This window comes from Klebsiella huaxiensis (genome assembly GCF_003261575.2).
Taxonomy (GTDB): Bacteria; Pseudomonadota; Gammaproteobacteria; order Enterobacterales; family Enterobacteriaceae; genus Klebsiella; species Klebsiella huaxiensis.
The window spans coordinates 3,851,766-3,874,865 of record NZ_CP036175.1 but is presented as its reverse complement, the minus strand read 5'-3'; the positions used below and the strand labels follow the sequence as shown (position 1 = coordinate 3,874,865).

Genomic DNA, 23,100 nt, shown 5'->3' with positions numbered 1-23,100 from the left:
TTAAGTCTGTTTTGGCGGTTATCCATTGAGTATAGACAGCAGACAAAAGAGACTATGGCAGAGGGGAGTGCTAAAAAGGCCCCACTTGCGTGGAGCCTTTATTGTACGCGTTTTCAGTCAGACAGGGAATTACATGGTCTGAGTGAAGGTACGAGTGATAACGTCCTGCTGTTGTTCTTTAGTCAGGGAGTTAAAACGTACTGCGTAGCCAGATACGCGGATGGTCAGTTGCGGATATTTTTCCGGATTTTCCATCGCGTCGAGCAGCATTTCGCGGTTCATGACGTTGACGTTCAAATGCTGACCGCCTTCGATGGAAGCTTCGTGGTGGAAGTAACCATCCATCAGGCCTGCCAGGTTAGTCTTACGAACTTCGTCGTCTTTACCCAGCGCGTTCGGAACGATAGAGAAGGTATAGGAGATACCATCTTTCGCGTAAGCAAACGGCAGTTTAGCAACGGAGGTCAGAGAGGCAACAGCACCTTTCTGGTCACGGCCGTGCATCGGGTTAGCACCTGGTCCGAACGGCGCGCCAGCGCGACGGCCATCAGGGGTGTTACCGGTTTTCTTACCATACACAACGTTAGAAGTGATGGTCAGAACAGACTGAGTCGGGATAGCGTTACGGTAGGTGTGCAGTTTCTGAATTTTCTTCATGAAACGTTCAACCAGGTCAACGGCCATATCATCGACGCGAGAGTCGTTGTTACCAAACTGCGGGTATTCGCCTTCGATTTCGAAGTCGACAGCCAGACCGTTCTCATCACGAATCGGTTTAACTTTCGCATATTTAATTGCAGACAGGGAGTCAGCAGCAACGGACAGACCTGCGATACCACATGCCATGGTACGGATAACATCACGGTCGTGCAGCGCCATCAGAGAAGCTTCGTAGCTGTACTTGTCGTGCATGTAGTGGATGATGTTCAGCGCAGTGACGTACTGTTTAGCCAGCCAGTCCATGAAGTGATCCATGCGGTCCATCACTTCGTCGAAGTTCAGAACGTCGCCTTTGATCGGTTCAGATTTAGGGCCAACCTGCATTTTCAGTTTTTCATCAACGCCGCCGTTGATTGCGTACAGCATGGTTTTCGCCAGGTTAGCACGAGCACCGAAGAACTGCATTTGCTTACCAACAACCATCGGGCTTACGCAACAAGCGATAGCGTAGTCATCGTTGTTGAAGTCCGGACGCATCAGGTCATCGTTCTCATACTGCAGAGAAGAGGTATCGATAGACACTTTCGCTGCGTATTTTTTGAAGCTCAGCGGCAGTTTTTCAGACCACAGAATGGTGATGTTCGGCTCCGGAGACGGCCCCATGGTGTACAGGGTGTTCAGGAAGCGGAAGCTGTTTTTGGTCACCAGAGTACGGCCGTCAACGCCCATACCGCCGATGGATTCAGTTGCCCAAATCGGGTCACCAGAGAACAGTTCATCATATTCAGGAGTACGCAGGAAACGCACCATACGCAGTTTCATGACCAGGTGGTCAATCATTTCCTGAGCATCTTGCTCGGTGATTTTGCCAGCTTTCAGGTCACGTTCGATGAAGATATCCAGGAAGCTGGAGGTACGACCGAAGGACATTGCTGCGCCGTTCTGAGATTTAACAGCAGCCAGGTAACCGAAGTAGGTCCACTGGATAGCTTCCTGAGCAGTCGTTGCCGGACCAGAGATATCGCAGCCATATTTTGCTGCCATTTCTTTGATCTGACCCAGAGCGCGGTGCTGTTCAGAAATTTCTTCACGCAGACGGATGGTTGCTTCCAGATCTTCGCCGTTTTCCAGTTTCTCTTGCAGAGAAACGAACTGAGCGTATTTGTCTTTCATCAGGAAGTCGATACCGTACAGCGCAACGCGACGGTAGTCACCGATGATACGACCACGACCGTAGGCATCCGGAAGACCGGTCAGAACACCGGATTTACGGCAGTTCAGGATGTCTTTGGTGTAAACATCGAATACGCCCTGGTTATGGGTTTTGCGGTATTCGGTGAAGATTTTTTTCAGCATTGGGTCCAGCTCGCGATCGTACGCTTTGCAAGAACCTTCAACCATTTTAATGCCGCCGAACGGGATAATCGCACGTTTCAGCGGAGCTTCAGTCTGCAGACCAACGATTTTCTCGAGAGCTTTCTCGATGTAGCCAGCGTCATGAGAAGTGATGGTGGATGCAAGGGAAGTGTCAAAATCAACAGGCGCGTGAGTGCGGTTTTCCTGTTTAACACCTTCCATTACGTTGTCCCACAGCTTGGTGGTCGCGTCAGTTGCGCCAGCCAGGAAGGACTCGTCACCTTCGTACGGGGTATAGTTTTTCTGGATAAAGTCGCGGACGTTGACTTCTTTCTGCCAGTCACCTTTCGCAAAACCTTCCCAGGCTGTAGCTAACTTTTCATTAAGCTCGGACATGTAACACCTACCTTCTTAAGTGGATTTTTTATTTACTGCCTGAAACAACCCTTAGTGATGGTCGTCGCCACGCAGGTAAATGACCCAGTATGTCAACCCAACCAGCAGACCACCGCCGATGATGTTCCCGATAGTTACCGGAATCAGGTTATCAGTGATGAAGTTCATTACGGTTAAGTGAGAGAAACTTTCCGGAGTTGAACCTACCGCGGTCCAGAATTCCGGGCTTGCAAAGTCGCGGATTATGATGCCCATCGGGATCATAAACATGTTAGCGATACTATGCTCGAATCCGCTGGCAACAAACATTGCCACCGGTAAAACCATGATCATGGCTTTATCCATCAGGCTACGGCCGGAGTAACTCATCCATACCGCAAGGCAGACCATCAGGTTTGCCAGGATACCCAGGCACACGGCTTCAATAAAAGTATGGTGCATTTTGTGGTCGGCGGTTTGCAGGACGTTAAGCCCCCATTGACCATTGGCGGTCATATATTCGCCTGAAAGCCACATCAATAACACAAACAGTAAGCAGCCGATCAGGTTACCAACATAGACGTTGAGCCAGTTTTTCGCCAGTTGACCCCATGTAATTCGCCCGCTGGCTTTCGCCACGACAATAAGTACGGTGGAGGTAAACAGGTCGGCACCGCAAATGACGCAGAGAATCAAACCCAGTGAGAAGCAGACGCCCCCAATCAGTTTGGCAACACCGAAAGGCATCCCGGCCGCGCCGGTTGTTGCTGTGATATAGAAAACAAAAGCGATAGAGATGAAGACACCTGCGGTGATAGCCAGATAAAACGTCTTTATCGGATGTTTTGTCGCTTTATAGACACCCGCTTCTTCGGCGACTTTCGCCATAGCTGCAGGGAGTAAAAGATCAAAAGGGTTGTCAGCTTTCACACTAACTCTCTCTTTATGTAAGTTGGCGGTGAGATACTAACAAAGCATTATAGAAGGGAATTTGATGTAGATCATATCCTACCGGAACTATAGGCCTTTTTAGTGTATGGTTTTGGCTTTAAATGCACTTAAGATGTTGTTTTTTATGTGAAAAATAAATTTTAAAATTTGCAAATTATGTTGATTTTTTTCATTCTCGCCCTCTCTGGTGGTTAATTAAAATGGGGTATTTTTATTAAAACTAACAATATTTTCAGCGACTATTCGTTATTTTTCACTATTAATTAACTTTGTTGCCACAAATAATCGAAGGCTTGCGAAAAGCATAAGAAAAACGGGGTCACAACTGACCCCCGTGATACTGATATTTTGACAGATAAAAACGCGTTATTTAACCCAGAATTCAGCTTTTGCGCGCTGCAACTTTTCATAGGCCTTCAGTAAAGACTGATGAGCCGGGAAAGCCAGCAGATCGCTGTCTACGGTCTGCAAACCGTAGAAAGGAGCTTCGCCGCTAAGCGCTGCGCTGGCGGCTTCTACTGCTTCAACGCCGTACATACGCACAAAGGCGTTCAGGTATTGCAGCGGCTGGCGCTCTTCTTCCTGGCTGAGCAACAGTAGCGTTTGCAGGCAACGGTAGTAATTAGCGCGTTCAGCGCTAAATATTGAAGCATTGAACTCCATGGTCCATTCGGTCCAGATCAAGGCTTGCTCAATATCACCTCCCGCCAGCGCCAGCATCGCTTTTAACTCACCAATGCGTAGCGTGTACCAGCCATTATCTTTGCCAGTTGCCAGGCCAAGCAGCTCGCGAACGCGGGTGAAATCATCAAGGCCTTCATCGTCCATTTGTTCGATAAGCGCAAGATAATCTTCTTTTTCCCACTCGCTTCCCGGCAGGGAAAGAATGGTTTCCCGCAGGTGTGCACCCATGCTGTTGTTCGCCAGCCAGAGATCTTCCGCCGGGTAGATATCGGACATGCCCGGAACGATAATTCGGCATGCGTAGACGCTCAGGTGTTCGTAATCGGCGATATACACTTCTTTATCTTCTTGTTTGAAGATAGCCATCAGGGTGGCGAACTCTTCATCCGTCGTTCCGGAGAAGCTCCAGTCCACGAATGGGTAGTCGGCATCCTGCTTAAACATATCCCAGGAGATCAGACCGCTGGAATCGATAAAGTGAGTCTCAAGATTGGCGTGTTCGGCAACTTCTTCATCATCGAAGGTCGGCGGCGTAAAGACGTCGAGATCTTTCAGGCCACGGCCTTGCAGTAACTCGGTAACGGTACGTTCCAGCGCGACGCCGAAATCAGGGTGCGCGCCGAAAGACGCAAAACAAGTTCCGTTAGCCGGGTTAAACAGCACAACGCAGATAACTGGATATTTGCCGCCCAGTGAACCGTCATAAGCGAAAATCGGGAAACCTTCGGCTTCCAGTTTATTAATCGACTCCACAACGCCCGGATAACGCGCCATCACCTCCGCCGGAATTTCCGGCAAGCTGATGCTTTCAGCAATAATGCGATTTTTAATATGGCGTTCAAATACTTCTGACAGACCTTGAACGCGGGCTTCGTTGCGGGTATTGCCCGCAGACATGCCATTCGAAACGTACAGGTTGCCAATGATATTCATCGGAATATATATCGTCTCGCCGTCAGACTGGCGAGTGAACGGCAGGCCGCACACGCCGCGATCGTCATTACCTGATTGCAGATCCACCAGCATGCTGGCAGTTAACTGATCGTCAGGATCGTAGAACGCACGCAGGCGGGCATCTAGCAAGCCTTCCGGCACTTCATCATCGTCGGTGAGCGGGAACCATTTTTCATTCGGATAGTGAACGAAAGGGCCGTTAGCGATGGTGTCGCCCAACCAGAAATCAGCGAAAAAGTAGTTAGTGGAGAGACGCTCGAAGTATTCCCCTAGTGCGGAAGCCAGCGCGGCTTTTTTGGTTGCGCCTTTACCGTTGGTGAAACATAAAGCGCACTCTTTATCGCGGATGTGCACTGACCAGACGTGCGGTACCGGGTTGAGCCATGAAGCCTCTTCAATATCAAATCCGAGGTCGAGCAATTTTTTCTGGAAGCGAGCGATGGAATCTTCCAGGGCGGCATCTTTGCCGGTAATAAATGTTTGAGTCATGGCATTCACTTTTATCGTACGTAAAGCGCGCAATCATACGGGTTTTAGATGACAGGTGCTATCTCCATCGTCTGGCTATGCTTATGTCATTCGATAACTGTTCAGGCGTTAACCATGAAGACTTTTGATTGGCATCGTATGGCACTGGATAAGGTGCCAGTGGAATTTCTTGCCGAGGTGGCGTTACGTAGCCTCTATACCTTCGTGCTGGTATTCATTTTCCTTAAAATCACCGGTCGGCGTGGCGTTCGACAGATGTCGTTGTTTGAAGTACTGATCATTCTGACCCTCGGCTCGGCGGCAGGTGATGTCGCATTCTATGATGATGTCCCCATGCTGCCGGTGCTGGCCGTTTTTATCACTCTGGCTCTCCTGTACCGGCTAGTCATGTGGCTGATGGGGCACAGTGAAAAGCTGGAGGATTTACTTGAAGGTAAGCCGATCGTGGTGGTGGAAGACGGCGAGCTGGCATGGGAAAAGCTCCAGGCTGAAAACATGACCGAATTTGAGTTTTTTATGGAGCTTCGCACCAACGGCGTGGAACAACTGGGGCAGGTCCGGCTGGCTATTCTGGAAACTAACGGGCAAATTAGCCTTTATTACTACCCGGATCCGAATGTTAAAGCCGGACTCTCTATTTTACCTTCACGCTTTACTGAGCGTTTTACTACCATCCCACATGATGATGAGTACGCCTGCGTCCGCTGTAGCGCAATCCTTATGTTTCGTGCCGGGGATAAGCAATTATGCCCGCGTTGTGCAAATGCAGAATGGTCGAAGGTCAGTCGAGCAAAAAGAGTCACCTGACAGCAATTATGTCGGTTATATGACGTCAAGCTGGCAGATTCTTTTGTGTGAGTGGGGTCGCATTTTGCCACTGTTCAGTTTTAGCCGTTGCGGTACGTGTCACTGAATGATAAAACCGATAGCCACAGGAATAACTTATGCCCGCGACGGTTCGCGGGCAAATAACATAGCAACGTGGTGAGGGTAAATGGCTCAGGTCTATAACTTCAGTTCGGGCCCGGCAATGCTGCCGGCGGAAGTACTCAAACTGGCGCAGCAGGAACTGTGTGACTGGAATGGTTTGGGGACGTCGGTGATGGAAATCAGCCACCGTGGGAAAGAGTTCATTAAGGTGGCTGAAGAGGCGGAACAGGATTTTCGCTCCCTGCTCAATATTCCTTCCAACTACAAAGTTTTATTCTGTCATGGCGGCGGCCGCGGACAGTTTGCGGGCATCCCGCTGAATCTGCTTGGCGATAAAACCGTTGCCGACTACGTAGATGCTGGTTACTGGGCAGCCAGCGCGGTTAAAGAAGCACATAAATACTGTAATCCGAACGTAATCGACGCCAAAATCACCGTTGACGGTCTGCGCGCGGTTAAACCAATGAGCGAATGGCAACTGACGCCTGGCGCTGCGTACCTGCACTACTGCCCGAATGAAACCATTGATGGTATTGCCATCGAAGAAGCGCCGAACTTTGCTGACGATGTGATAGTTACGGCGGATTTATCTTCGACTATTTTATCTCGTGAAATCGACGTTAGCCGTTATGGCGTGATCTACGCCGGTGCGCAGAAAAACATCGGTCCGGCAGGTTTGACGCTGATTATTGTTCGCGAAGATCTGCTGGGCAAAGCCAACGTAGCCTGCCCGTCGATTCTTGACTATTCCATCCTGGCTGAGAATGACTCAATGTTCAACACGCCGCCGACATTTGCCTGGTATCTGTCAGGCCTGGTGTTTAAGTGGCTGAAAGAGCAGGGCGGCGTCGCTGTGATGGATAAAATTAACCAGCAGAAAGCCGACTTACTATATGGCGTGATTGATCGCAGTGGTTTCTATCGCAATGACGTTGCTGTGGCGAACCGTTCTCGCATGAACGTGCCGTTCCAACTGGCGGATAGCGCTCTTGACAAGTTGTTCCTTGAAGAGTCTTTTGCCGCCGGTCTGCATGCGTTGAAAGGTCACCGCGTGGTGGGCGGCATGCGAGCCTCCATTTATAATGCGATGCCGTTGGCCGGTGTGAAGGCGCTGACTGACTTTATGCAGGACTTCGAACGCCGTCACGGTTAATCGTTGCCTTGTTTTTCATCCCCGCAGCCAGCCTGCGGGGTTTTTATTCTGTTTGTTTGAGAGTTGAGTTTAATGGAATCCCTGACGTTACAACCCATCGCACGTGTAGATGGCACTATTAACCTGCCCGGGTCCAAAAGTGTCTCCAATCGTGCTTTGCTGCTGGCGGCATTAGCCCATGGCACTACGGTGCTGACCAATCTGCTGGATAGCGACGATGTGCGCCACATGCTGAATGCCCTCAACGCCCTGGGAGTTCATTACACCCTGTCCTCCGATCGTACTCGTTGCGAAGTGATAGGTAACGGGGGTCCACTACAGTCTGACCAGGTGCTGGAACTGTTCCTCGGTAACGCCGGGACCGCAATGCGCCCGCTGGCGGCGGCGTTATGCCTGGGTAGCAATAATATTGTGCTGACCGGTGAGCCGCGAATGAAAGAGCGTCCGATTGGCCACCTGGTTGATGCGTTGCGTCAGGGCGGTGCACAAATCGATTATCTGGAGCAGGAAAACTATCCGCCTCTGCGTCTGCGCGGTGGTTTCAACGGAGGTCATGTTGATGTTGACGGCAGCGTTTCCAGCCAGTTTCTCACTGCGCTGTTGATGACCGCGCCGCTGGCTCCGCAGGATACCGTTATTGCTATTAAAGGCGACTTGGTTTCCAAACCTTACATTGATATCACGCTCAACCTGATGAAGACGTTTGGCGTTGAGGTTGAAAACCAGTCTTATCAGCGTTTTGTGGTACGAGGCAATCAGCAGTATCAATCACCAGGCGACTATCTGGTTGAGGGTGATGCCTCCTCGGCATCCTATTTCCTCGCTGCTGGCGCGATTAAGGGCGGTACGGTGAAAGTGACCGGTATCGGTCGTAACAGCGTGCAGGGCGATATTCGTTTCGCCGATGTGCTGGAGAAAATGGGCGCAACCGTTACCTGGGGGGACGATTTTATTGCCTGTACTCATGGCGAGCTGAACGCCATTGATATGGACATGAATCATATCCCGGATGCTGCGATGACTATCGCCACTGCCGCGTTGTTTGCGAAAGGTACCACCACGCTGCGCAACATTTATAACTGGCGTGTCAAAGAGACCGACCGCCTGTTTGCTATGGCAACAGAGCTGCGTAAAGTGGGCGCTGAAGTTGAAGAGGGTGAGGATTACATCCGCATCACTCCACCTGCGAAACTGCAGTTTGCAGACATCGGTACCTATAACGACCACCGCATGGCAATGTGTTTCTCGTTGGTGGCGCTTTCCGATACCCCGGTCACGATCCTCGATCCGAAGTGTACGGCGAAAACTTTCCCGGATTACTTTGAGCAACTGGCGCGTATCAGCACACTGGCTTGAATGACGCAAGTCCTATAAAAACGCCGGCCTGGAGGTCGGCGTTTTTTTTACGTGCTTGTCGGCAGATAAACTAAATGCTAGCCTTGATTGCTTGTAAATATAGGATTTATAAGCGATTAATATGAAAATCAATGGATGATTGATATGAAAAATACAAAATTAATGCTGGCTTTAGCTGTTTCTGCCACGTTGTTGGCAGGTTGTAAAAATATGCCAGGTGTGGATACCAACGCCCTGGTCAATTCCGGGATGACGGCCTACAAAGCAGCGACCCTCTCTGACTCTGAAGTCAAAACACTTTCCGATGATGCCTGCAAGCAGATGGATGGCGAAAATCAACTGGCGGGCTCTTCAAGCAAGTACACCAAGCGCCTGAATAAAATTGCCAAAGCGTTAGGCAATAATATCGACGGCATCCCGGTAAACTACAAAGTTTACGTGACATCAGACGTGAATGCCTGGGCAATGGCTAACGGCTGCGTGCGCGTCTATAGCGGTCTGATGGACATGATGACTGATAATGAAGTAGAAGGCGTACTGGGCCATGAACTGGGTCACGTTGCGCTGGGTCACTCGCGTAAAGCGATGCAAACCGCTTATGCAACTATCGCCGCGCGTGATGCTGTTTCAGCAGCTGGTGGAGCGGCTGCGAGTTTGTCTAAATCTCAGTTGGGTGATATCGCCGAGGGAATGATTAACTCAGCCTTCTCCCGTTCTCAGGAATCGGATGCCGATGATTTCTCTTACGATCTGATGAAGAAACGTAAGATCAGCACCCAAGGTCTGGTGGGAAGCTTCGACAAACTGGCCAGCCTTGACGCCGGGCATAGTAAATCTTTGTTCGATTCACACCCGCCTTCAGCTGAACGTGCGCAGCACATTCGTGACCGCATCGCCGCTGATAAAAAGTAAAACTTCGCCCCAATCCGGGCTGATGCTCCATCAGCCCGCTATAATTGCGTAATTCTTCTGCATTCCATTTCCTGTTGTCCGTAATTTGCAAGCAACACTCACTTTCCGTCGTATAGATGCGTATAATGCGCGGCGTTTATATATTTATGCGCCTTGCTGAAGGAGAAAAAGATGACGGTAGCTGTTCCGGTAATCACCATTGATGGGCCTGGCGGTGCGGGTAAGGGCACATTGTGCAAGGCAATGGCGGAAACGCTGGGCTGGCATCTGCTGGATTCTGGGGCGATTTATCGTGTTCTGGCTCTGGCGGCATTGCATCACCACGTAGATGTTGAATCTGAAGACGCGCTGGTTCCACTGGCCGCGCATCTGGATGTGCGTTTTGTTTCTACTAACGGTAGCCTGGAAGTGATTCTTGAAGGCGAGGATGTTAGTGCTGAAATTCGCACTCAGGAAGTGGCTAATACGGCATCAAAAGTGGCCGCTTTCCCCCGCGTAAGAGAAGCGTTGCTGCGCCGTCAGCGCGCCTTCCGCGAACTCCCCGGCCTGATTGCCGACGGGCGTGATATGGGGACCGTAGTGTTCCCTGATGCGCCGGTGAAAATTTTCCTTGATGCCTCAGCGGAAGAACGTGCTCAGCGTCGTATGCTCCAGTTGCAGGAGAAGGGCTTTAGTGTTAACTTTGATCGCCTTTTATCCGAGATAAAAGAGCGCGATGACCGCGATCGTAATCGCACTGTGGCGCCGCTTGTTCCGGCAACTGATGCTTTGGTTCTTGATTCCACAGAACTAAACATTGAGCAAGTGATTGAAAAAGCGCTACAATATGCGCGCGAAAAACTGGCAGTCGCTTAATCGTTCATCGGTGAAGCGCAAGAGCCTCCGAATTTTAGCAGTACCCCCGCAGCAATGGAGTGTTAGCGGGTATGTTAAACAACCCCATCCGGCATGGAGCCAGGTGGACGTTAAATATGAAACCTGAAGATTAAACATGACAGAATCTTTTGCTCAACTATTTGAAGAATCCTTAAAAACAATCGAAACCCGTCCGGGTTCCATCGTTCGTGGTGTTGTTGTTGCTATCGACAAAGATATCGTACTGGTTGACGCCGGTCTGAAATCTGAGTCTGCCATTCCGGCAGAGCAGTTCAAAAACGCCCAGGGCGAGCTGGAAATCCAGGTTGGTGACGAAGTTGACGTTGCTCTGGATGCAGTAGAAGACGGCTTCGGTGAAACCCTGCTTTCCCGTGAAAAAGCTAAACGTCACGAAGCTTGGATCACGCTGGAAAAAGCTTACGAAGAAGCTGAAACTGTAGTCGGTGTTATCAACGGCAAAGTTAAAGGTGGCTTCACTGTTGAGCTGAATGGTATTCGTGCGTTCCTGCCAGGCTCCCTGGTAGACGTTCGTCCGGTGCGCGACACGCTGCACCTGGAAGGCAAAGAGCTTGAATTCAAAGTCATCAAGCTGGACCAGAAACGTAACAACGTTGTTGTTTCTCGTCGTGCTGTTATCGAGTCCGAAAACAGCGCAGAACGCGATCAGCTGCTGGAAAACCTGCAGGAAGGCATGGAAGTCAAAGGTATCGTTAAGAACCTCACTGACTACGGTGCATTCGTTGATCTGGGTGGCGTTGACGGCCTGCTGCACATCACCGATATGGCATGGAAACGCGTTAAGCATCCGAGCGAAATCGTAAACGTTGGCGACGAAATCACTGTTAAAGTGCTGAAGTTCGACCGCGAGCGTACTCGTGTATCTCTGGGCCTGAAACAGCTGGGCGAAGATCCATGGGTAGCTATCGCTAAGCGTTATCCGGAAGGTACCAAACTGACTGGTCGCGTGACCAACCTGACCGACTACGGCTGCTTCGTTGAAATCGAAGAAGGCGTTGAAGGCCTGGTTCACGTTTCCGAGATGGATTGGACCAACAAAAACATCCACCCGTCCAAAGTTGTTAACGTTGGTGACGTAGTGGAAGTTATGGTTCTGGATATCGACGAAGAACGTCGTCGTATCTCCCTGGGCCTGAAGCAGTGCAAAAACAACCCATGGCAGCAGTTCGCGGAAACCCACAACAAGGGCGACCGTGTTGAAGGTAAAATCAAGTCTATCACTGACTTCGGTATCTTCATCGGCCTGGACGGCGGCATCGACGGCCTGGTTCACCTGTCTGACATCTCCTGGAACGTTGCAGGCGAAGAAGCAGTACGTGAATACAAAAAAGGCGACGAAATCGCAGCAGTTGTTCTGCAGGTTGACGCAGAACGTGAGCGTATCTCTCTGGGCGTTAAACAGCTCGCAGAAGATCCGTTCAACAACTGGGTTGCACTGAACAAGAAAGGCGCAATCGTAAACGGTAAAGTGACTGCAGTTGACGCTAAAGGCGCAACCGTAGAACTGGCTGACGGCGTTGAAGGTTACCTGCGCGCTTCTGAAGCTTCACGTGACCGCGTTGAAGATGCAACTCTGGTTCTGAGCGTAGGCGACGACGTTGAAGCTAAATTCACCGGCGTTGATCGTAAGAACCGTGCAATCAGCCTGTCTGTTCGTGCTAAAGACGAAGCTGATGAGAAAGATGCTATCGCTACTGTTAATAAACAGGAAGAGGCAGGTTTCTCTAACAACGCAATGGCTGAAGCTTTCAAAGCAGCTAAAGGCGAGTAATCTTAGTCTTTCGGGTTACAACAACCTGAATTATGACGAGTTTACTTGACAGATTGCAGGATTCGTCCTGTAATCAAGCACAAAGGGCGGCTACGGCCGCCCTTGTTTAAGCTGTTAGATAACTTTGCCTTGAAGGAAACCGGAGGAATAATGACCAAGTCAGAATTGATAGAAAGACTTGCCAGCCAGCAATCTCACATTCCTGCGAAAGCAGTAGAAGATGCTGTTAAAGAAATGCTGGAGCATATGGCCTCAACGCTTGCTCAAGGTGAGCGCATTGAAATCCGCGGTTTCGGCAGCTTCTCTTTGCATTATCGAGCACCCCGCACCGGGCGTAATCCAAAAACTGGCGATAAAGTTGAACTGGAAGGTAAGTACGTTCCACACTTTAAACCAGGGAAAGAATTACGCGACCGCGCCAATATTTACGAAGAGTAAGTTTCGCTGAGCGGCGACAACATACTTAAACGTTGAAAAAGCACCTTCGGGTGCTTTTTTTGTACTTTCTCCATCTCTCCTCGCAAAACACAGGTCGTTTTCTGGTAACAGAGTAAATTCACTGGAAAGCACCATGCAACTCATCCACGCCGTGTGAGACATATCTTCTATTTGGCGCGACACTTCTGCCGACAAGGAGGTGTCAATGCGTTTACCACAACTCGCTGGCTGTGTGATTGTCGGTATCTTACCGCTGCTCTGGTTACCCGTTTTGCCCGGACGCTTTGTTGTCTGGGGACTCATTGCCCTTGCATTACTTATTGCGCAATGCCGTCAGGGCACTGCGCAATATGTCGCGTTGATAATGTTGTTCCTGGTTTGGGGGATACTCAGTGCCCGACAGGTGTTAAGGCCAACCGAAACATTACTAGACAAAAATCGACAGGTTGAAATTGAACTTACCGCAACCGACGGACAGACAGCCCATCAGGGAAAGATCGTTCGTCTGGATGGGCGCCGGCTATTTCCCGCTCCTGGAGTGAGTCTCTACGGCAACTATCTACCTGAAACACCCTGCGCGGGTCAGGTCTGGGCAATGACGCTTCGCGCTCGCCCAGTTCACGGACAACTCAACGATGGCGGATTTGATAGTCAACGCTATGCCTTGTCGCAACATCGCCCGCTGACTGGAAGATTTCTTACCGCCGAAGCCCGGGACAGAAGCTGTAGTTTGCGGGCACGCTATCTGGCATCGCTAAACCAAACACTTGATACATTACCATGGCGGTCGGTGATACTAGGATTAGGCATGGGAGAGCGTCTGGCCGTTCCTCGTGAGATTAAGACCTTGATGCAGGAAACCGGCACGTCGCATCTGATGGCGATTTCGGGTTTACATATTGCGCTGGGGGCTTCGCTTGGTTGGTTATTACTGAGAGGGCTGCAGTTCTTTCTCCCATGCCGCTGGCTTAGCTGGCGGGCACCGTTGCTTATTGGCCTGGGATGCGCCATTTTCTACTCCTGGCTGACTGGTATGCAGCCGCCTGCATTGCGTACCTGCGCCGCATTAGCCGTCGGCTGCTGGCTTCGGTTATCCGGTAAACGCTGGTCGCCGTGGCAAATATGGTGTTGCTGCCTTAGCGCGATTTTGTTCGCTGACCCGTTAGCGGTTTTATCCGAAAGCCTGTGGTTATCAGCGTTTGCCGTCGCTGCGTTGATCTTCTGGTACCAGTTGGCGCCGATTTCACTTCGTGAAAGGCATTGGTTGCTACGTCAGATACTTGCGCTGTGTCATTTGCAGATTGGATTGATGTTCTTACTTATCCCTATCCAAATTGCTCTCTTTCATGGCATCAGCATGACTTCCATCATCGCCAATCTGATTGCCGTGCCCTTGGTTACCTTCGTCGTTGTCCCGCTGATTCTGGTAGCGATGCTGTTGCATCTCTGCGGACCGATATTTGTAGAGATGGCCTTGTGGCAACTGACGGACCGGATTCTGGCTGCGTTATTCTGGTCATTACGCCAGCTGCCTCCAGGTTGGTTGGGCCTGGATGTTCGCTGGCTTGGCGTAAGCATAATACCCTGGCTGGCATTGATAGCCTGGCGCTTTCATGCCTGGCGGACGCTACCTGCGCTTTGTTTAGGGTGCCTTGTGTTATTGAGTCGGCCTTTTGGGCGTAATACCGACGCTAATGAATGGCGAGTGACGATGCTGGATGTGGGGCAGGGGCTGGCTCTGGTTATTGAACGTCAGGGTGCGGCGCTTCTCTATGATACTGGGCTGGCGTGGCCAGACGGTGACAGTGGTCAGCAAACTATTATCCCCTGGCTGCGTTGGCATCATTTGCAACCTGAGGGGATCATTCTGAGCCATGAACATCTCGATCATCGCGGCGGATTGAATTCGATACAGAAAGCATGGCCGCAACTATGGGTTCGTAGCCCGTTGGGCTGGGCGGGGCATTTAGCCTGTCAGCGCGGTGAAACCTGGCAATGGAGAGGGTTAACTTTTCGTGCTCTGTGGCCATTACCAGGAGTGGCAAAGCAGGGAAATAATCGTTCCTGCGTAGTGCGAATTGATGACGGCAAGCACAGTATTCTGCTTACGGGTGATATCGAAACCCCTGCGGAAATGGCGATGATTAGCCACTATTGGCAGCATCTTGCGTCTACACTTATCCAGGTTCCGCATCACGGTAGCAATACCTCATCAGGGACAGCTTTACTTCAGAGCGTGGGAGGCGAAGCGGCACTTGCCTCGGCTTCACGCTTTAATGCATGGCGGATGCCCTCCAGTAAAGTGATTCAGCGTTATCGGAACCTGGGTTATCAATGGTTCGATACCCCGCACCAGGGGCAACTTACGGTAGTTTTTTCCACAGATAGTTGGCAAATCCATGGCTTACGGGATCAAGTTTTACCTCGTTGGTATCATCAGTGGTTTGGCGGGAAGGCGTAGAACGGGTAGAATATGCGGCTATTTCAACACAAGCTGGTTTATTGAATGCAGAACGATAAAGATCTCTCCACGTGGCAGACCTTCCGCCGACTCTGGCCGATTATAGCGCCGTTTAAACCCGGGCTAATCGTTGCGGCAGTGGCGCTAGTGCTTAACGCGGCAAGTGATACCTTCATGCTATCGCTTCTTAAACCGTTACTGGATGATGGTTTTGGTAAAACGGATCGCTCAGTGCTGATATGGATGCCGCTGGTGGTGATCGGGTTGATGATTCTGCGCGGCATTACCAGCTACGTTTCGAGCTACTGTATCTCATGGGTTTCCGGCAAAGTCGTGATGACGATGCGTCGTCGTTTATTCAGCCATATGATGGGAATGCCGGTTGCCTTCTTTGACAAACAGTCCACCGGTACGCTGTTATCACGCATTACCTATGATTCCGAACAGGTCGCATCCTCTTCTTCCAGCGCGCTGATCACCGTCGTGCGTGAGGGCGCGTCGATTATTGGCCTGTTCATTATGATGTTTTATTACAGCTGGCAGCTATCGGTGATTCTGATCGTCCTGGCGCCGATCGTGTCGATCGCTATCCGCGTGGTGTCGAAGCGTTTTCGTAATATCAGCAAGAATATGCAGAACACGATGGGCCAGGTGACGACCAGCGCAGAGCAAATGCTGAAAGGGCATAAAGAAGTGCTGATGTTTGGCGGTCAGGCCGTCGAAACCAAGCGCTTTGATAAAGTCAGCAACAAGATGCGTCTGCAGGGGATGAAAATGGTCTCTGCATCATCAATTTCTGACCCGATTATTCAGCTTATTGCCTCCCTGGCCCTGGCTTTCGTGCTTTATGCTGCGAGCTTCCCGAGCGTGATGGAAACGCTGACCGCCGGTACCATCACCGTTGTCTTCTCCTCAATGATTGCTTTAATGCGTCCTTTAAAGTCGCTGACTAACGTCAATGCCCAGTTCCAGCGTGGGATGGCGGCGTGCCAGACGCTTTTCGCTATCCTTGATTCCGAGCAGGAGAAAGACGAAGGCAAGCGGGTTATTGAGCGCGCGAAGGGTAACCTTGAGTTTAAAAATGTCACCTTCAGATATCCTGGGCGTGAAGTCGCTGCGCTGCGCAATATTGACCTGAACATTCCGGAAGGGAAAACCGTTGCGCTGGTCGGGCGCTCGGGTTCAGGTAAATCGACTATCGCCAGCCTTATCACGCGTTTCTACGATGTTGATGAAGGCCAGATATTACTGGATGGTCATGACCTGCGCGAATACACGCTGACTTCCCTGCGCGATCAGGTCGCGCTGGTGTCACAAAATGTCCATCTCTTCAACGATACGGTGGCGAATAACATTGCCTATGCGCGTACCGAAGAGTACAGCCGCGAGCAGATTGAAGAAGCGGCGCGCATGGCTTACGCCATGGACTTTATTAACAAAATGGACAATGGCCTCGATACGATTATCGGTGAAAACGGTGTGATGCTCTCCGGCGGACAGCGCCAGCGTATTGCTATCGCGCGCGCGCTGCTGCGTAACAGCCCGATTCTGATTCTCGACGAAGCCACATCGGCGCTGGATACTGAATCCGAACGCGCTATTCAGGCTGCGCTGGACGAGCTCCAGAAAAACCGCACCTCGCTGGTTATTGCCCACCGCCTGTCGACGATTGAGCAAGCTGACGAGATCGTGGTGGTGGAAGATGGCCAAATCGTTGAACGCGGCAGCCATACCGATCTGCTGGAGCATAAGGGCGTTTACGCTCAACTGCATAAGATGCAATTCGGCGCATGATTGCTCGCATCTGGTCCGGTGAATCGCCTTTATGGTGGCTGTTGTTGCCGCTCTCCTGGTTATATGGCCTGGTGAGCGGGCTAATACGGCTTAGCTATAAGCTGGGATGGCGAAAAGCCTGGCGAGCCCCGGTCCCGGTCGTGGTGGTGGGAAACCTGACCGCCGGCGGTAATGGTAAAACGCCGGTTGTCATCTGGTTGGTGGAGCAGCTCCAGCAGCGCGGTATTCGCGTTGGCGTAGTTTCTCGCGGCTACGGCGGTAAAGCGGCAAGCTATCCGCTCTTGTTGAATGCTGATACCGGTACTGCTGAAGCGGGCGATGAGCCGGTATTGATTCGCCAGCGTACCGGTGCACCAGTCGCCGTCTCACCATCTCGTAGCGATGCGGTTCAGGCTTTACTGGCTGCTAACGATCTGCAGATCATCGTCACTGATGATGGCCTACAGCACTATAAGCTGGCGCGTGATAAAGAAATCGTGGTGATTGATGGTGTGCGTCGTTTTGGTAACGGCTGGTGGCTTCCCGCTGGGCCAATGCGCGAGCGCGCCTCACGTTTACGTAGCGTGGATGCGATTATCGTTAATGGCGGCGTGGCCCGGCCGGGAGAGATCCCGATGCTGCTCCGTCCCGGACTGGCGGTGAATCTGCTGACTGGCGAACGTCGAAATGTCGTAGCATTCGACAATGTGGTGGCGATGGCAGGAATCGGTCACCCGCCGCGTTTTTTTGCCACGCTTGAGAGCTGTGGTGTGCAGCCAGTGAAAACGGTGGCCTTAGCCGATCATCAGGCATTGAATCAAAGTGACGTCGCTGCACTGGCGACGTCACAGCAAACCCTGTTGATGACCGAAAAAGACGCGGTAAAATGCCGGGAGTTTGCGCAAGCTAACTGGTGGTATTTACCCGTCGACGCCATAATGGCTGATGAACGCGCACAGCGGCTGCTCACGGAATTAGTCAAGCTGGCGCAACGTTAGTTTTGCCATACCGTTGCGCTGGAGCCCTTAATGGAGAACCTGCATGTCGGTATTGTCCCTCTCGCTTAAAGAAGCCCGCCATCTCCATCTTGCCGCGCAGGGGATGCTGAAAAAGCCCCGCCGTCGCGCACGACCCGAAGATATTTTGCAGACTATCCAGCAGATGTCTTTATTGCAAATCGACACCATTAACGTTGTCGCCCGTAGCCCATACCTGGTGCTTTTTAGCCGCCTCGGCCACTATCCCCAGGGCTGGCTGGATGAGGCGCTACGCACTGGTGAACTGATGGAGTACTGGGCTCATGAGGCTTGTTTTTTACCGCGTAGCGACTTTTCGCTAGTGCGTCACCGCATGTTGACGCCGGATAAAATGGGTTGGAAGTATCATAAAGAGTGGATGGACGAACATGCTGAGAGCATTCAGGAATTGCTGAATCATATCGCTGAAAACGGCCCGGTCCGCTCAGCAGATTTCGAGCATCCGCGCAAAGGCACCAGCGGCTGGTGGGAGTGGAAACCACATAAACGTCACCTTGAAGGTTTATTTACCGCAGGCGAAGTTATGGTTGTCGAACGGCGCAATTTTCAGCGGGTTTATGACCTGATGCATCGGGTGATGCCGCACTGGAATGATGAGCGGGATGGGCTTTCGCAAGAGCAGGCAGAAGACATTATGTTGCGCAACAGCGCCCGCAGCCTGGGGGTTTTTCGCCCGCAGTGGCTGGCGGATTATTATCGCTTGCGCCAACCCTCGCTTCCTGGTTTGTTGGCGAAATGGCAGGAAGAAGGGCTGGTGGTATCGGTGAACGTAGAAGCGCTGGGTGAAATGTGGCTCCATCGCGATGCGCTAGCGCAACTGGAGTCAGCCCCTGGCGGCAGGCTGTCTGCCAGCCATAGCGCCGTACTTTCGCCTTTCGATCCGGTCGTATGGGATCGTAAACGGGCCGAGCAGCTGTTTAACTTTAGCTATCGGCTGGAGTGCTACACGCCCGCACCGAAGCGCCAGTTCGGCTATTTTGTTTTACCGCTTCTGCACCAGGGAAAGCTGGTGGGGCGGATGGATAGCAAAATGCATCGCAAAACCGGGGTACTGGAAATTTTCTCACTGTGGCTGGAGGATGGGGTCAAGCTGACATCGGGGCTGGAGAAGGGATTAAAACGGGCGATTGATGATTTTGCCCGCTGGCAGGACGCGACGCAGGTGGCCTGCGGGCAGCTGCCGGCGGAACTCTTTACCGGGCAACGACAGGGTTGGGAAATTGACGCCGCCTGAGCCTGCGTGTGGTATGCTTCTGCGGAATCTATTCGGTCCATCTGGAGGAATCATGGATCATCGTTTACTTGAAATTATCGCCTGTCCGGTTTGTAACGGTAAGCTGTATTACAGCCAGGATAAGCAAGAACTGATCTGCAAACTTGATAGCCTGGCTTTCCCGCTGCGAGACGGCATTCCTGTACTGTTAGAAACTGAAGCCCGTCCGCTTGCTGTAGAAGAGAGCCAGTCATGAGCTTCGTGGTTATCATTCCCGCCCGTTTTGCTTCGACTCGCCTGCCGGGAAAACCGCTTCAGGATATCAATGGCAAACCGATGATTGTCCATGTGCTGGAGCGTGCACGTGAGTCCGGAGCCGACCGTATCATCGTTGCTACTGACCACCCGGACGTTGCCCGTGCGGTTGAAGCTGCCGGTGGTGAAGTATGTATGACGCGTGAAGATCATCAATCCGGTACCGAGCGCCTTGCCGAGGTGGTCGAGAAATGCGCCTTTAGTGACGACACTATCATCGTTAACATTCAGGGCGATGAGCCGATGATCCCGCCGGCGATAGTGCGTCAGGTCGCTGAAAATCTGGCCGCCAGCACCAGCGGTATGGCAACCTTAGCGGTACCAATTCACGATGCCGAAGAAGCGTTTAATCCGAATGCTGTGAAGGTCGTGATGGACGCTGCAGGCTACGCGCTCTATTTCTCCCGCGCCACCATTCCGTGGGATCGCGATCGTTTTGCTCAATCCCGCGAAACTATCGGCGACTCTTTGCTGCGCCATATCGGTATTTACGGCTATCGTGCCGGTTTCATTCGTCGCTACGTCAGCTGGGCGCCAAGTCCGCTGGAGCAGATTGAAATGCTAGAGCAGCTGCGCGTTCTGTGGTACGGCGAAAAAATCCATGTTGCGGTGGCTGAAGTGGTTCCGGGAACGGGCGTTGATACGCCGGAAGATCTGGAACGCGTTCGCGCAGAGTTGCGTTAATCTTTTCATCCCCTCCGTCTGGAGGGGATATATTCAGGCCGTTTTTCCATACTTTTTTGCGGCAATTTTGATCTCACCCGATGACAACCCCGTAGCAGACGCTCATTATGAAACCGGTAGTATTCATAGGGGTAATCTGAAATGGAACAGTTGCGTACCGAACTGAGCCATCTGCTTGGTGAAAAACTAAGCCGCGTGGAGTGCGTCAGCGAAAAGCCTTCGTCGGCGCTGTGGTCGCTATATGATGCTCAAGGAAACCCAATGCCGCTGCTGGCACGAAGTTTTACGACGCCGGGGATAGCGCGTCAGCTGGCGTGGAAAATCTCGACTCTTGCGCGTAGTGGAACCGTACGCATGCCGGTTGTCTATGGCGTAATGACGCATGAAGAGCAACCTGGGCCCGATGTCCTGCTGATTGAACGACTGCGTGGCGTTTCGGTTGAAGCGCCCGCCCGTACCCCGGAACGCTGGGAACAATTGCAGGAGCAAATCGTTGAAGCGCTACTGGCCTGGCATCGGCAGGATAGCGGTGGTTGCGTAGGGATGGTTGATAGCACTCAGGAAAACCTCTGGCCGCACTGGTATCGCCAACGGATCGAGGTGCTATGGAGCACGCTGAATCTCTATCAGGATACCGGCCTGACCATGCAGGACAAACGTATTTTGTTCCGTACTCGCGAATGCCTTGCAGATCTGTTTAAAGACTTTAATGATAACTGTGTTCTGGTGCACGGTAGCTTTACGCTGCGCAGCATGCTGAAAGATGCGCGTAGTGATCAGCTGCTGGCGATGGTGGGGCCGGGCATGATGCTCTGGGCTCCGCGTGAATTTGAGTTATTTCGTCTGGCCGATGGTGGGCAAGGAGAGCAGCTATTGTGGCACTATCTGCGTCGTGCGCCGGTAGCTGAGGCTTTTCTTTGGCGGCGCTGGCTGTATCTGTTGTGGGATGAAGTGGAAAACCTGGTGAATACCGGGCGCTTTGATCGCGCCCGTTTCGACCTTGCGGCAAAATCAATTTTGCCCTGGCTCGCCTGAGGATCCTTTTAACCACTGCCAGATGCGACCTAACGTTTCGTAGCCAACCCGATCGCTATGCATCAGCCATACGGGGGACGGAATTGCGCGTTCCCACGGATTGAGTGGTGACTCGATCGCCAACTGGTTGGCGGGGGCGGGTAAAGGATTCAGTCCGGCCTGACGAAAGAAAATCATCGCTCGCGGCAGGTGTGAGGCGGAGGTCACCAGCAGGAATGGGGCATCGCTAATCGCTTCTTTCACCGCTGCGGCCTCTTCTTCAGTATCTTTAGGTTTATCCAGCACGATAATTTCGCTGCGCGGTATGCCCAGGCTCTCTGCAACTCTGGCGCTGGTTTCAGCGGAACTCATCGGGTTAGTTTTTGCTCTCCCGCCAGTAAAGATCAATTTTGCACCCGGGTTTGCATACCACAGGCGGATCCCCTCCGCCAACCGTGGCAAGCTATTGCTGATCAGGTTTGAACTGGGAGCCCACTCAGGGTTCCACGTGTAGCCTCCGCCGAGCACAACCACGTACTGCACGCGCTCTTCGCCGCGCCACGTCGGGTATTTATCCTCAATAGGTTTGAGCAAACTGTCGGCCACCGGTTGCAGGCTAAGAAGCAACAACAGTAGCCAACCGAGACTTACGCAGAGCTTGCCTGCGCGCTGGAAACGGCTAAACCACAGTAACGCTATCCCCAGAGCGATAAGCAATAACAGCAGGGGGAGCGGAAGCATCATGCCACCTAAAAACTTTTTCAGCGTAAAAAGCATGCCGGATGGTTCCTTTTTAACCATATAACCAAAGATATGCCCGGATCTTATAACAGATCGCTCCATTCTCCGCGCGGGTATGACAAAATAGCGGCTTTGTGTTGGCGTGTGGAGTCATCCGTGAAGGATCGTAATTTCGATGATATTGCTGATAAGCTTTCGCGCAATATCTACGGCACCACCAAGGGCCAGCTGCGGCAGGCGATCCTCTGGCAGGATCTGCAACCGCTGCTCAGCCAGATGGGGCCGGGACCACTGCGGGTTCTTGACGCGGGCGGCGGCGAAGGGCAAACGGCAATCAAAGTGGCGGAAATGGGTCACCATGTCACATTATGCGATCTTTCCGGCGAAATGGTGGCTCGTGCCCGACAGGCTGCCACTGATAAAGGTGTGATCGACAACATGCATTTTGTACAATGCGCAGCTCAGGATATTGAGCAGCATTTGGAAAGTCCTGTCGATCTGATACTGTTTCATGCGGTGCTGGAATGGGTAGCCGAGCCGCAGGCGATGCTGCGTACGCTGTGGTCAATTTTACGTCCCGGCGGCGCGTTGTCGCTCATGTTCTACAATGCTAACGGTCTATTGATGCGCAATATCGTTGTCGGAAATTTAGACTATGTGCAATTAGGTATGCCGAAAAAGAAAAAACGCACGCTATCGCCGGATTATCCGCGCGATCCGCAGCAGGTTTATGGCTGGCTGGAAGAAATTGGCTGGCAGATTACCGGTAAGACCGGCGTGCGAGTGTTTCATGATTATCTGCGTGAAAAACGCCAACAGCACGACAAGTTTGCGGCGCTACTGGAGCTGGAAACGCGCTACTGTCGCCAGGAGCCGTATATCAGCCTGGGTCGTTACATTCATGTCACCGCGCTTAAGCCGCAGATGCAAGGATAAACT

The 23,100-nt window shown here is 51.9% G+C and carries 19 protein-coding genes; 15 read left to right on the top strand and 4 right to left on the bottom strand.

Translation table 11 applies throughout. The annotated features are described in order from the left end of the window. Window positions 1–129: 129 nt before the first annotated feature. The 3 genes from pflB to ycaO all read right to left on the bottom strand — a co-directional run bounded on the left by pflB (window position 130) and on the right by ycaO (window position 5,469). Complete coding sequence (gene pflB, locus DA718_RS18600; RefSeq protein ID WP_112214641.1) at window positions 130–2,412, bottom strand: formate C-acetyltransferase; 2,283 nt, start codon at window positions 2,410–2,412, stop codon at window positions 130–132. A 51-nt stretch (window positions 2,413–2,463) separates the two neighbouring features. Continuing rightward, window positions 2,464–3,321 (bottom strand): formate transporter FocA, encoded by an 858-nt coding sequence (focA, locus tag DA718_RS18595; protein WP_110275170.1) that lies wholly within the window; start codon window positions 3,319–3,321, stop codon window positions 2,464–2,466. A gap of 387 nt (window positions 3,322–3,708) precedes the next feature. Further along, the gene (gene ycaO / locus DA718_RS18590) at window positions 3,709–5,469 is read right to left on the bottom strand and encodes a 30S ribosomal protein S12 methylthiotransferase accessory factor YcaO (protein ID WP_112214640.1); all 1,761 of its coding nucleotides are present in this window, start codon (window positions 5,467–5,469) and stop codon (window positions 3,709–3,711) included. Between the two features lie 114 nt (window positions 5,470–5,583). Between ycaO and DA718_RS18585 the strand changes: the two genes are divergently transcribed. The 14 genes from DA718_RS18585 (at window position 5,584) to DA718_RS18520 (ending at window position 21,441) form a co-directional block, all read left to right on the top strand. Beyond that, a complete protein-coding gene (locus DA718_RS18585) occupies window positions 5,584–6,276 on the top strand; it encodes a DUF421 domain-containing protein (RefSeq protein WP_112214639.1) in 693 nt (230 codons plus the stop codon). A 187-nt stretch (window positions 6,277–6,463) separates the two neighbouring features. Continuing rightward, a complete protein-coding gene (gene serC / locus DA718_RS18580; protein WP_112214638.1) occupies window positions 6,464–7,552 on the top strand; it encodes a 3-phosphoserine/phosphohydroxythreonine transaminase in 1,089 nt (362 codons plus the stop codon). A 72-nt stretch (window positions 7,553–7,624) separates the two neighbouring features. After that, window positions 7,625–8,908 (top strand): 3-phosphoshikimate 1-carboxyvinyltransferase, encoded by a 1,284-nt coding sequence (gene aroA, locus DA718_RS18575; protein WP_112214637.1) that lies wholly within the window; start codon window positions 7,625–7,627, stop codon window positions 8,906–8,908. Between the two features lie 144 nt (window positions 8,909–9,052). Then, window positions 9,053–9,820, top strand: a complete 768-nt coding sequence (gene loiP / locus DA718_RS18570; protein ID WP_112214731.1) for a metalloprotease LoiP — start codon at window positions 9,053–9,055, stop codon at window positions 9,818–9,820. A gap of 171 nt (window positions 9,821–9,991) precedes the next feature. Further along, a complete protein-coding gene (cmk, locus tag DA718_RS18565; protein WP_112214636.1) occupies window positions 9,992–10,675 on the top strand; it encodes a (d)CMP kinase in 684 nt (227 codons plus the stop codon). A gap of 136 nt (window positions 10,676–10,811) precedes the next feature. Then, window positions 10,812–12,485, top strand: coding sequence for a 30S ribosomal protein S1 (gene rpsA / locus DA718_RS18560; RefSeq protein WP_110275160.1), 1,674 nt, complete (start codon window positions 10,812–10,814; stop codon window positions 12,483–12,485). 150 nt (window positions 12,486–12,635) lie between these two features. After that, window positions 12,636–12,923, top strand: a complete 288-nt coding sequence (gene ihfB, locus DA718_RS18555; RefSeq protein WP_004100704.1) for an integration host factor subunit beta — start codon at window positions 12,636–12,638, stop codon at window positions 12,921–12,923. Window positions 12,924–13,128: 205 nt separating this feature from the next. After that, entirely contained in the window at window positions 13,129–15,384 is a 2,256-nt protein-coding gene (locus DA718_RS18550; protein WP_112214635.1) for a ComEC family protein, read from the top strand. Between the two features lie 45 nt (window positions 15,385–15,429). Continuing rightward, window positions 15,430–17,178 (top strand): lipid A ABC transporter ATP-binding protein/permease MsbA, encoded by a 1,749-nt coding sequence (gene msbA, locus DA718_RS18545; protein ID WP_112214634.1) that lies wholly within the window; start codon window positions 15,430–15,432, stop codon window positions 17,176–17,178. Then, window positions 17,175–18,155, top strand: a complete 981-nt coding sequence (lpxK, locus tag DA718_RS18540; RefSeq protein WP_112214633.1) for a tetraacyldisaccharide 4'-kinase — start codon at window positions 17,175–17,177, stop codon at window positions 18,153–18,155. The genes msbA and lpxK overlap by 4 nt, the downstream gene beginning before the upstream one ends. 43 nt (window positions 18,156–18,198) lie before the next feature. Beyond that, window positions 18,199–19,428, top strand: coding sequence for a winged helix-turn-helix domain-containing protein (locus DA718_RS18535; protein WP_112214632.1), 1,230 nt, complete (start codon window positions 18,199–18,201; stop codon window positions 19,426–19,428). Between the two features lie 52 nt (window positions 19,429–19,480). Continuing rightward, entirely contained in the window at window positions 19,481–19,663 is a 183-nt protein-coding gene (ycaR, locus tag DA718_RS18530) for a protein YcaR (RefSeq protein WP_110275150.1), read from the top strand. Beyond that, on the top strand, window positions 19,660–20,406 hold the full coding sequence (gene kdsB / locus DA718_RS18525; RefSeq protein ID WP_112214631.1) for a 3-deoxy-manno-octulosonate cytidylyltransferase: 747 nt from the start codon (window positions 19,660–19,662) through the stop codon (window positions 20,404–20,406). The genes ycaR and kdsB overlap by 4 nt, the downstream gene beginning before the upstream one ends. A 141-nt stretch (window positions 20,407–20,547) precedes the next feature. After that, the gene (locus DA718_RS18520) at window positions 20,548–21,441 is read left to right on the top strand and encodes a YcbJ family phosphotransferase (protein ID WP_112214630.1); all 894 of its coding nucleotides are present in this window, start codon (window positions 20,548–20,550) and stop codon (window positions 21,439–21,441) included. Here the strand turns inward: DA718_RS18520 and elyC are convergent. After that, a complete protein-coding gene (gene elyC, locus DA718_RS18515) occupies window positions 21,418–22,197 on the bottom strand; it encodes an envelope biogenesis factor ElyC (protein WP_110275144.1) in 780 nt (259 codons plus the stop codon). The two genes, DA718_RS18520 and elyC, sit on opposite strands and share 24 nt — an antisense overlap. A gap of 120 nt (window positions 22,198–22,317) precedes the next feature. Here elyC and cmoM point away from each other — a divergent pair, with 120 nt between their 5' ends. Further along, window positions 22,318–23,097 carry a tRNA uridine 5-oxyacetic acid(34) methyltransferase CmoM gene (gene cmoM, locus DA718_RS18510; protein WP_112214629.1) on the top strand — a complete coding sequence of 260 codons (780 nt, stop codon included), beginning with the start codon at window positions 22,318–22,320 and terminating at the stop codon, window positions 23,095–23,097. The last annotated feature ends 3 nt before the right edge of the window (window positions 23,098–23,100 follow it).

Coding starts and splice junctions, on each gene's coding strand:
- ycaO (WP_112214640.1), bottom strand. CDS start 5,469: ATGACTCAAACATTTATTACCGGCAAAGATGCCGCCCTGGAAGATTCC.
- aroA (WP_112214637.1), top strand. CDS start 7,625: ATGGAATCCCTGACGTTACAACCCATCGCACGTGTAGATGGCACTATT.
- DA718_RS18535 (WP_112214632.1), top strand. CDS start 18,199: ATGTCGGTATTGTCCCTCTCGCTTAAAGAAGCCCGCCATCTCCATCTT.
- ycaR (WP_110275150.1), top strand. CDS start 19,481: ATGGATCATCGTTTACTTGAAATTATCGCCTGTCCGGTTTGTAACGGT.
- pflB (WP_112214641.1), bottom strand. CDS start 2,412: ATGTCCGAGCTTAATGAAAAGTTAGCTACAGCCTGGGAAGGTTTTGCG.
- DA718_RS18550 (WP_112214635.1), top strand. CDS start 13,129: ATGCGTTTACCACAACTCGCTGGCTGTGTGATTGTCGGTATCTTACCG.
- cmk (WP_112214636.1), top strand. CDS start 9,992: ATGACGGTAGCTGTTCCGGTAATCACCATTGATGGGCCTGGCGGTGCG.
- rpsA (WP_110275160.1), top strand. CDS start 10,812: ATGACAGAATCTTTTGCTCAACTATTTGAAGAATCCTTAAAAACAATC.
- serC (WP_112214638.1), top strand. CDS start 6,464: ATGGCTCAGGTCTATAACTTCAGTTCGGGCCCGGCAATGCTGCCGGCG.
- kdsB (WP_112214631.1), top strand. CDS start 19,660: ATGAGCTTCGTGGTTATCATTCCCGCCCGTTTTGCTTCGACTCGCCTG.
- ihfB (WP_004100704.1), top strand. CDS start 12,636: ATGACCAAGTCAGAATTGATAGAAAGACTTGCCAGCCAGCAATCTCAC.
- loiP (WP_112214731.1), top strand. CDS start 9,053: ATGAAAAATACAAAATTAATGCTGGCTTTAGCTGTTTCTGCCACGTTG.
- elyC (WP_110275144.1), bottom strand. CDS start 22,197: ATGCTTTTTACGCTGAAAAAGTTTTTAGGTGGCATGATGCTTCCGCTC.
- DA718_RS18585 (WP_112214639.1), top strand. CDS start 5,584: ATGAAGACTTTTGATTGGCATCGTATGGCACTGGATAAGGTGCCAGTG.
- lpxK (WP_112214633.1), top strand. CDS start 17,175: ATGATTGCTCGCATCTGGTCCGGTGAATCGCCTTTATGGTGGCTGTTG.
- msbA (WP_112214634.1), top strand. CDS start 15,430: ATGCAGAACGATAAAGATCTCTCCACGTGGCAGACCTTCCGCCGACTC.
- DA718_RS18520 (WP_112214630.1), top strand. CDS start 20,548: ATGGAACAGTTGCGTACCGAACTGAGCCATCTGCTTGGTGAAAAACTA.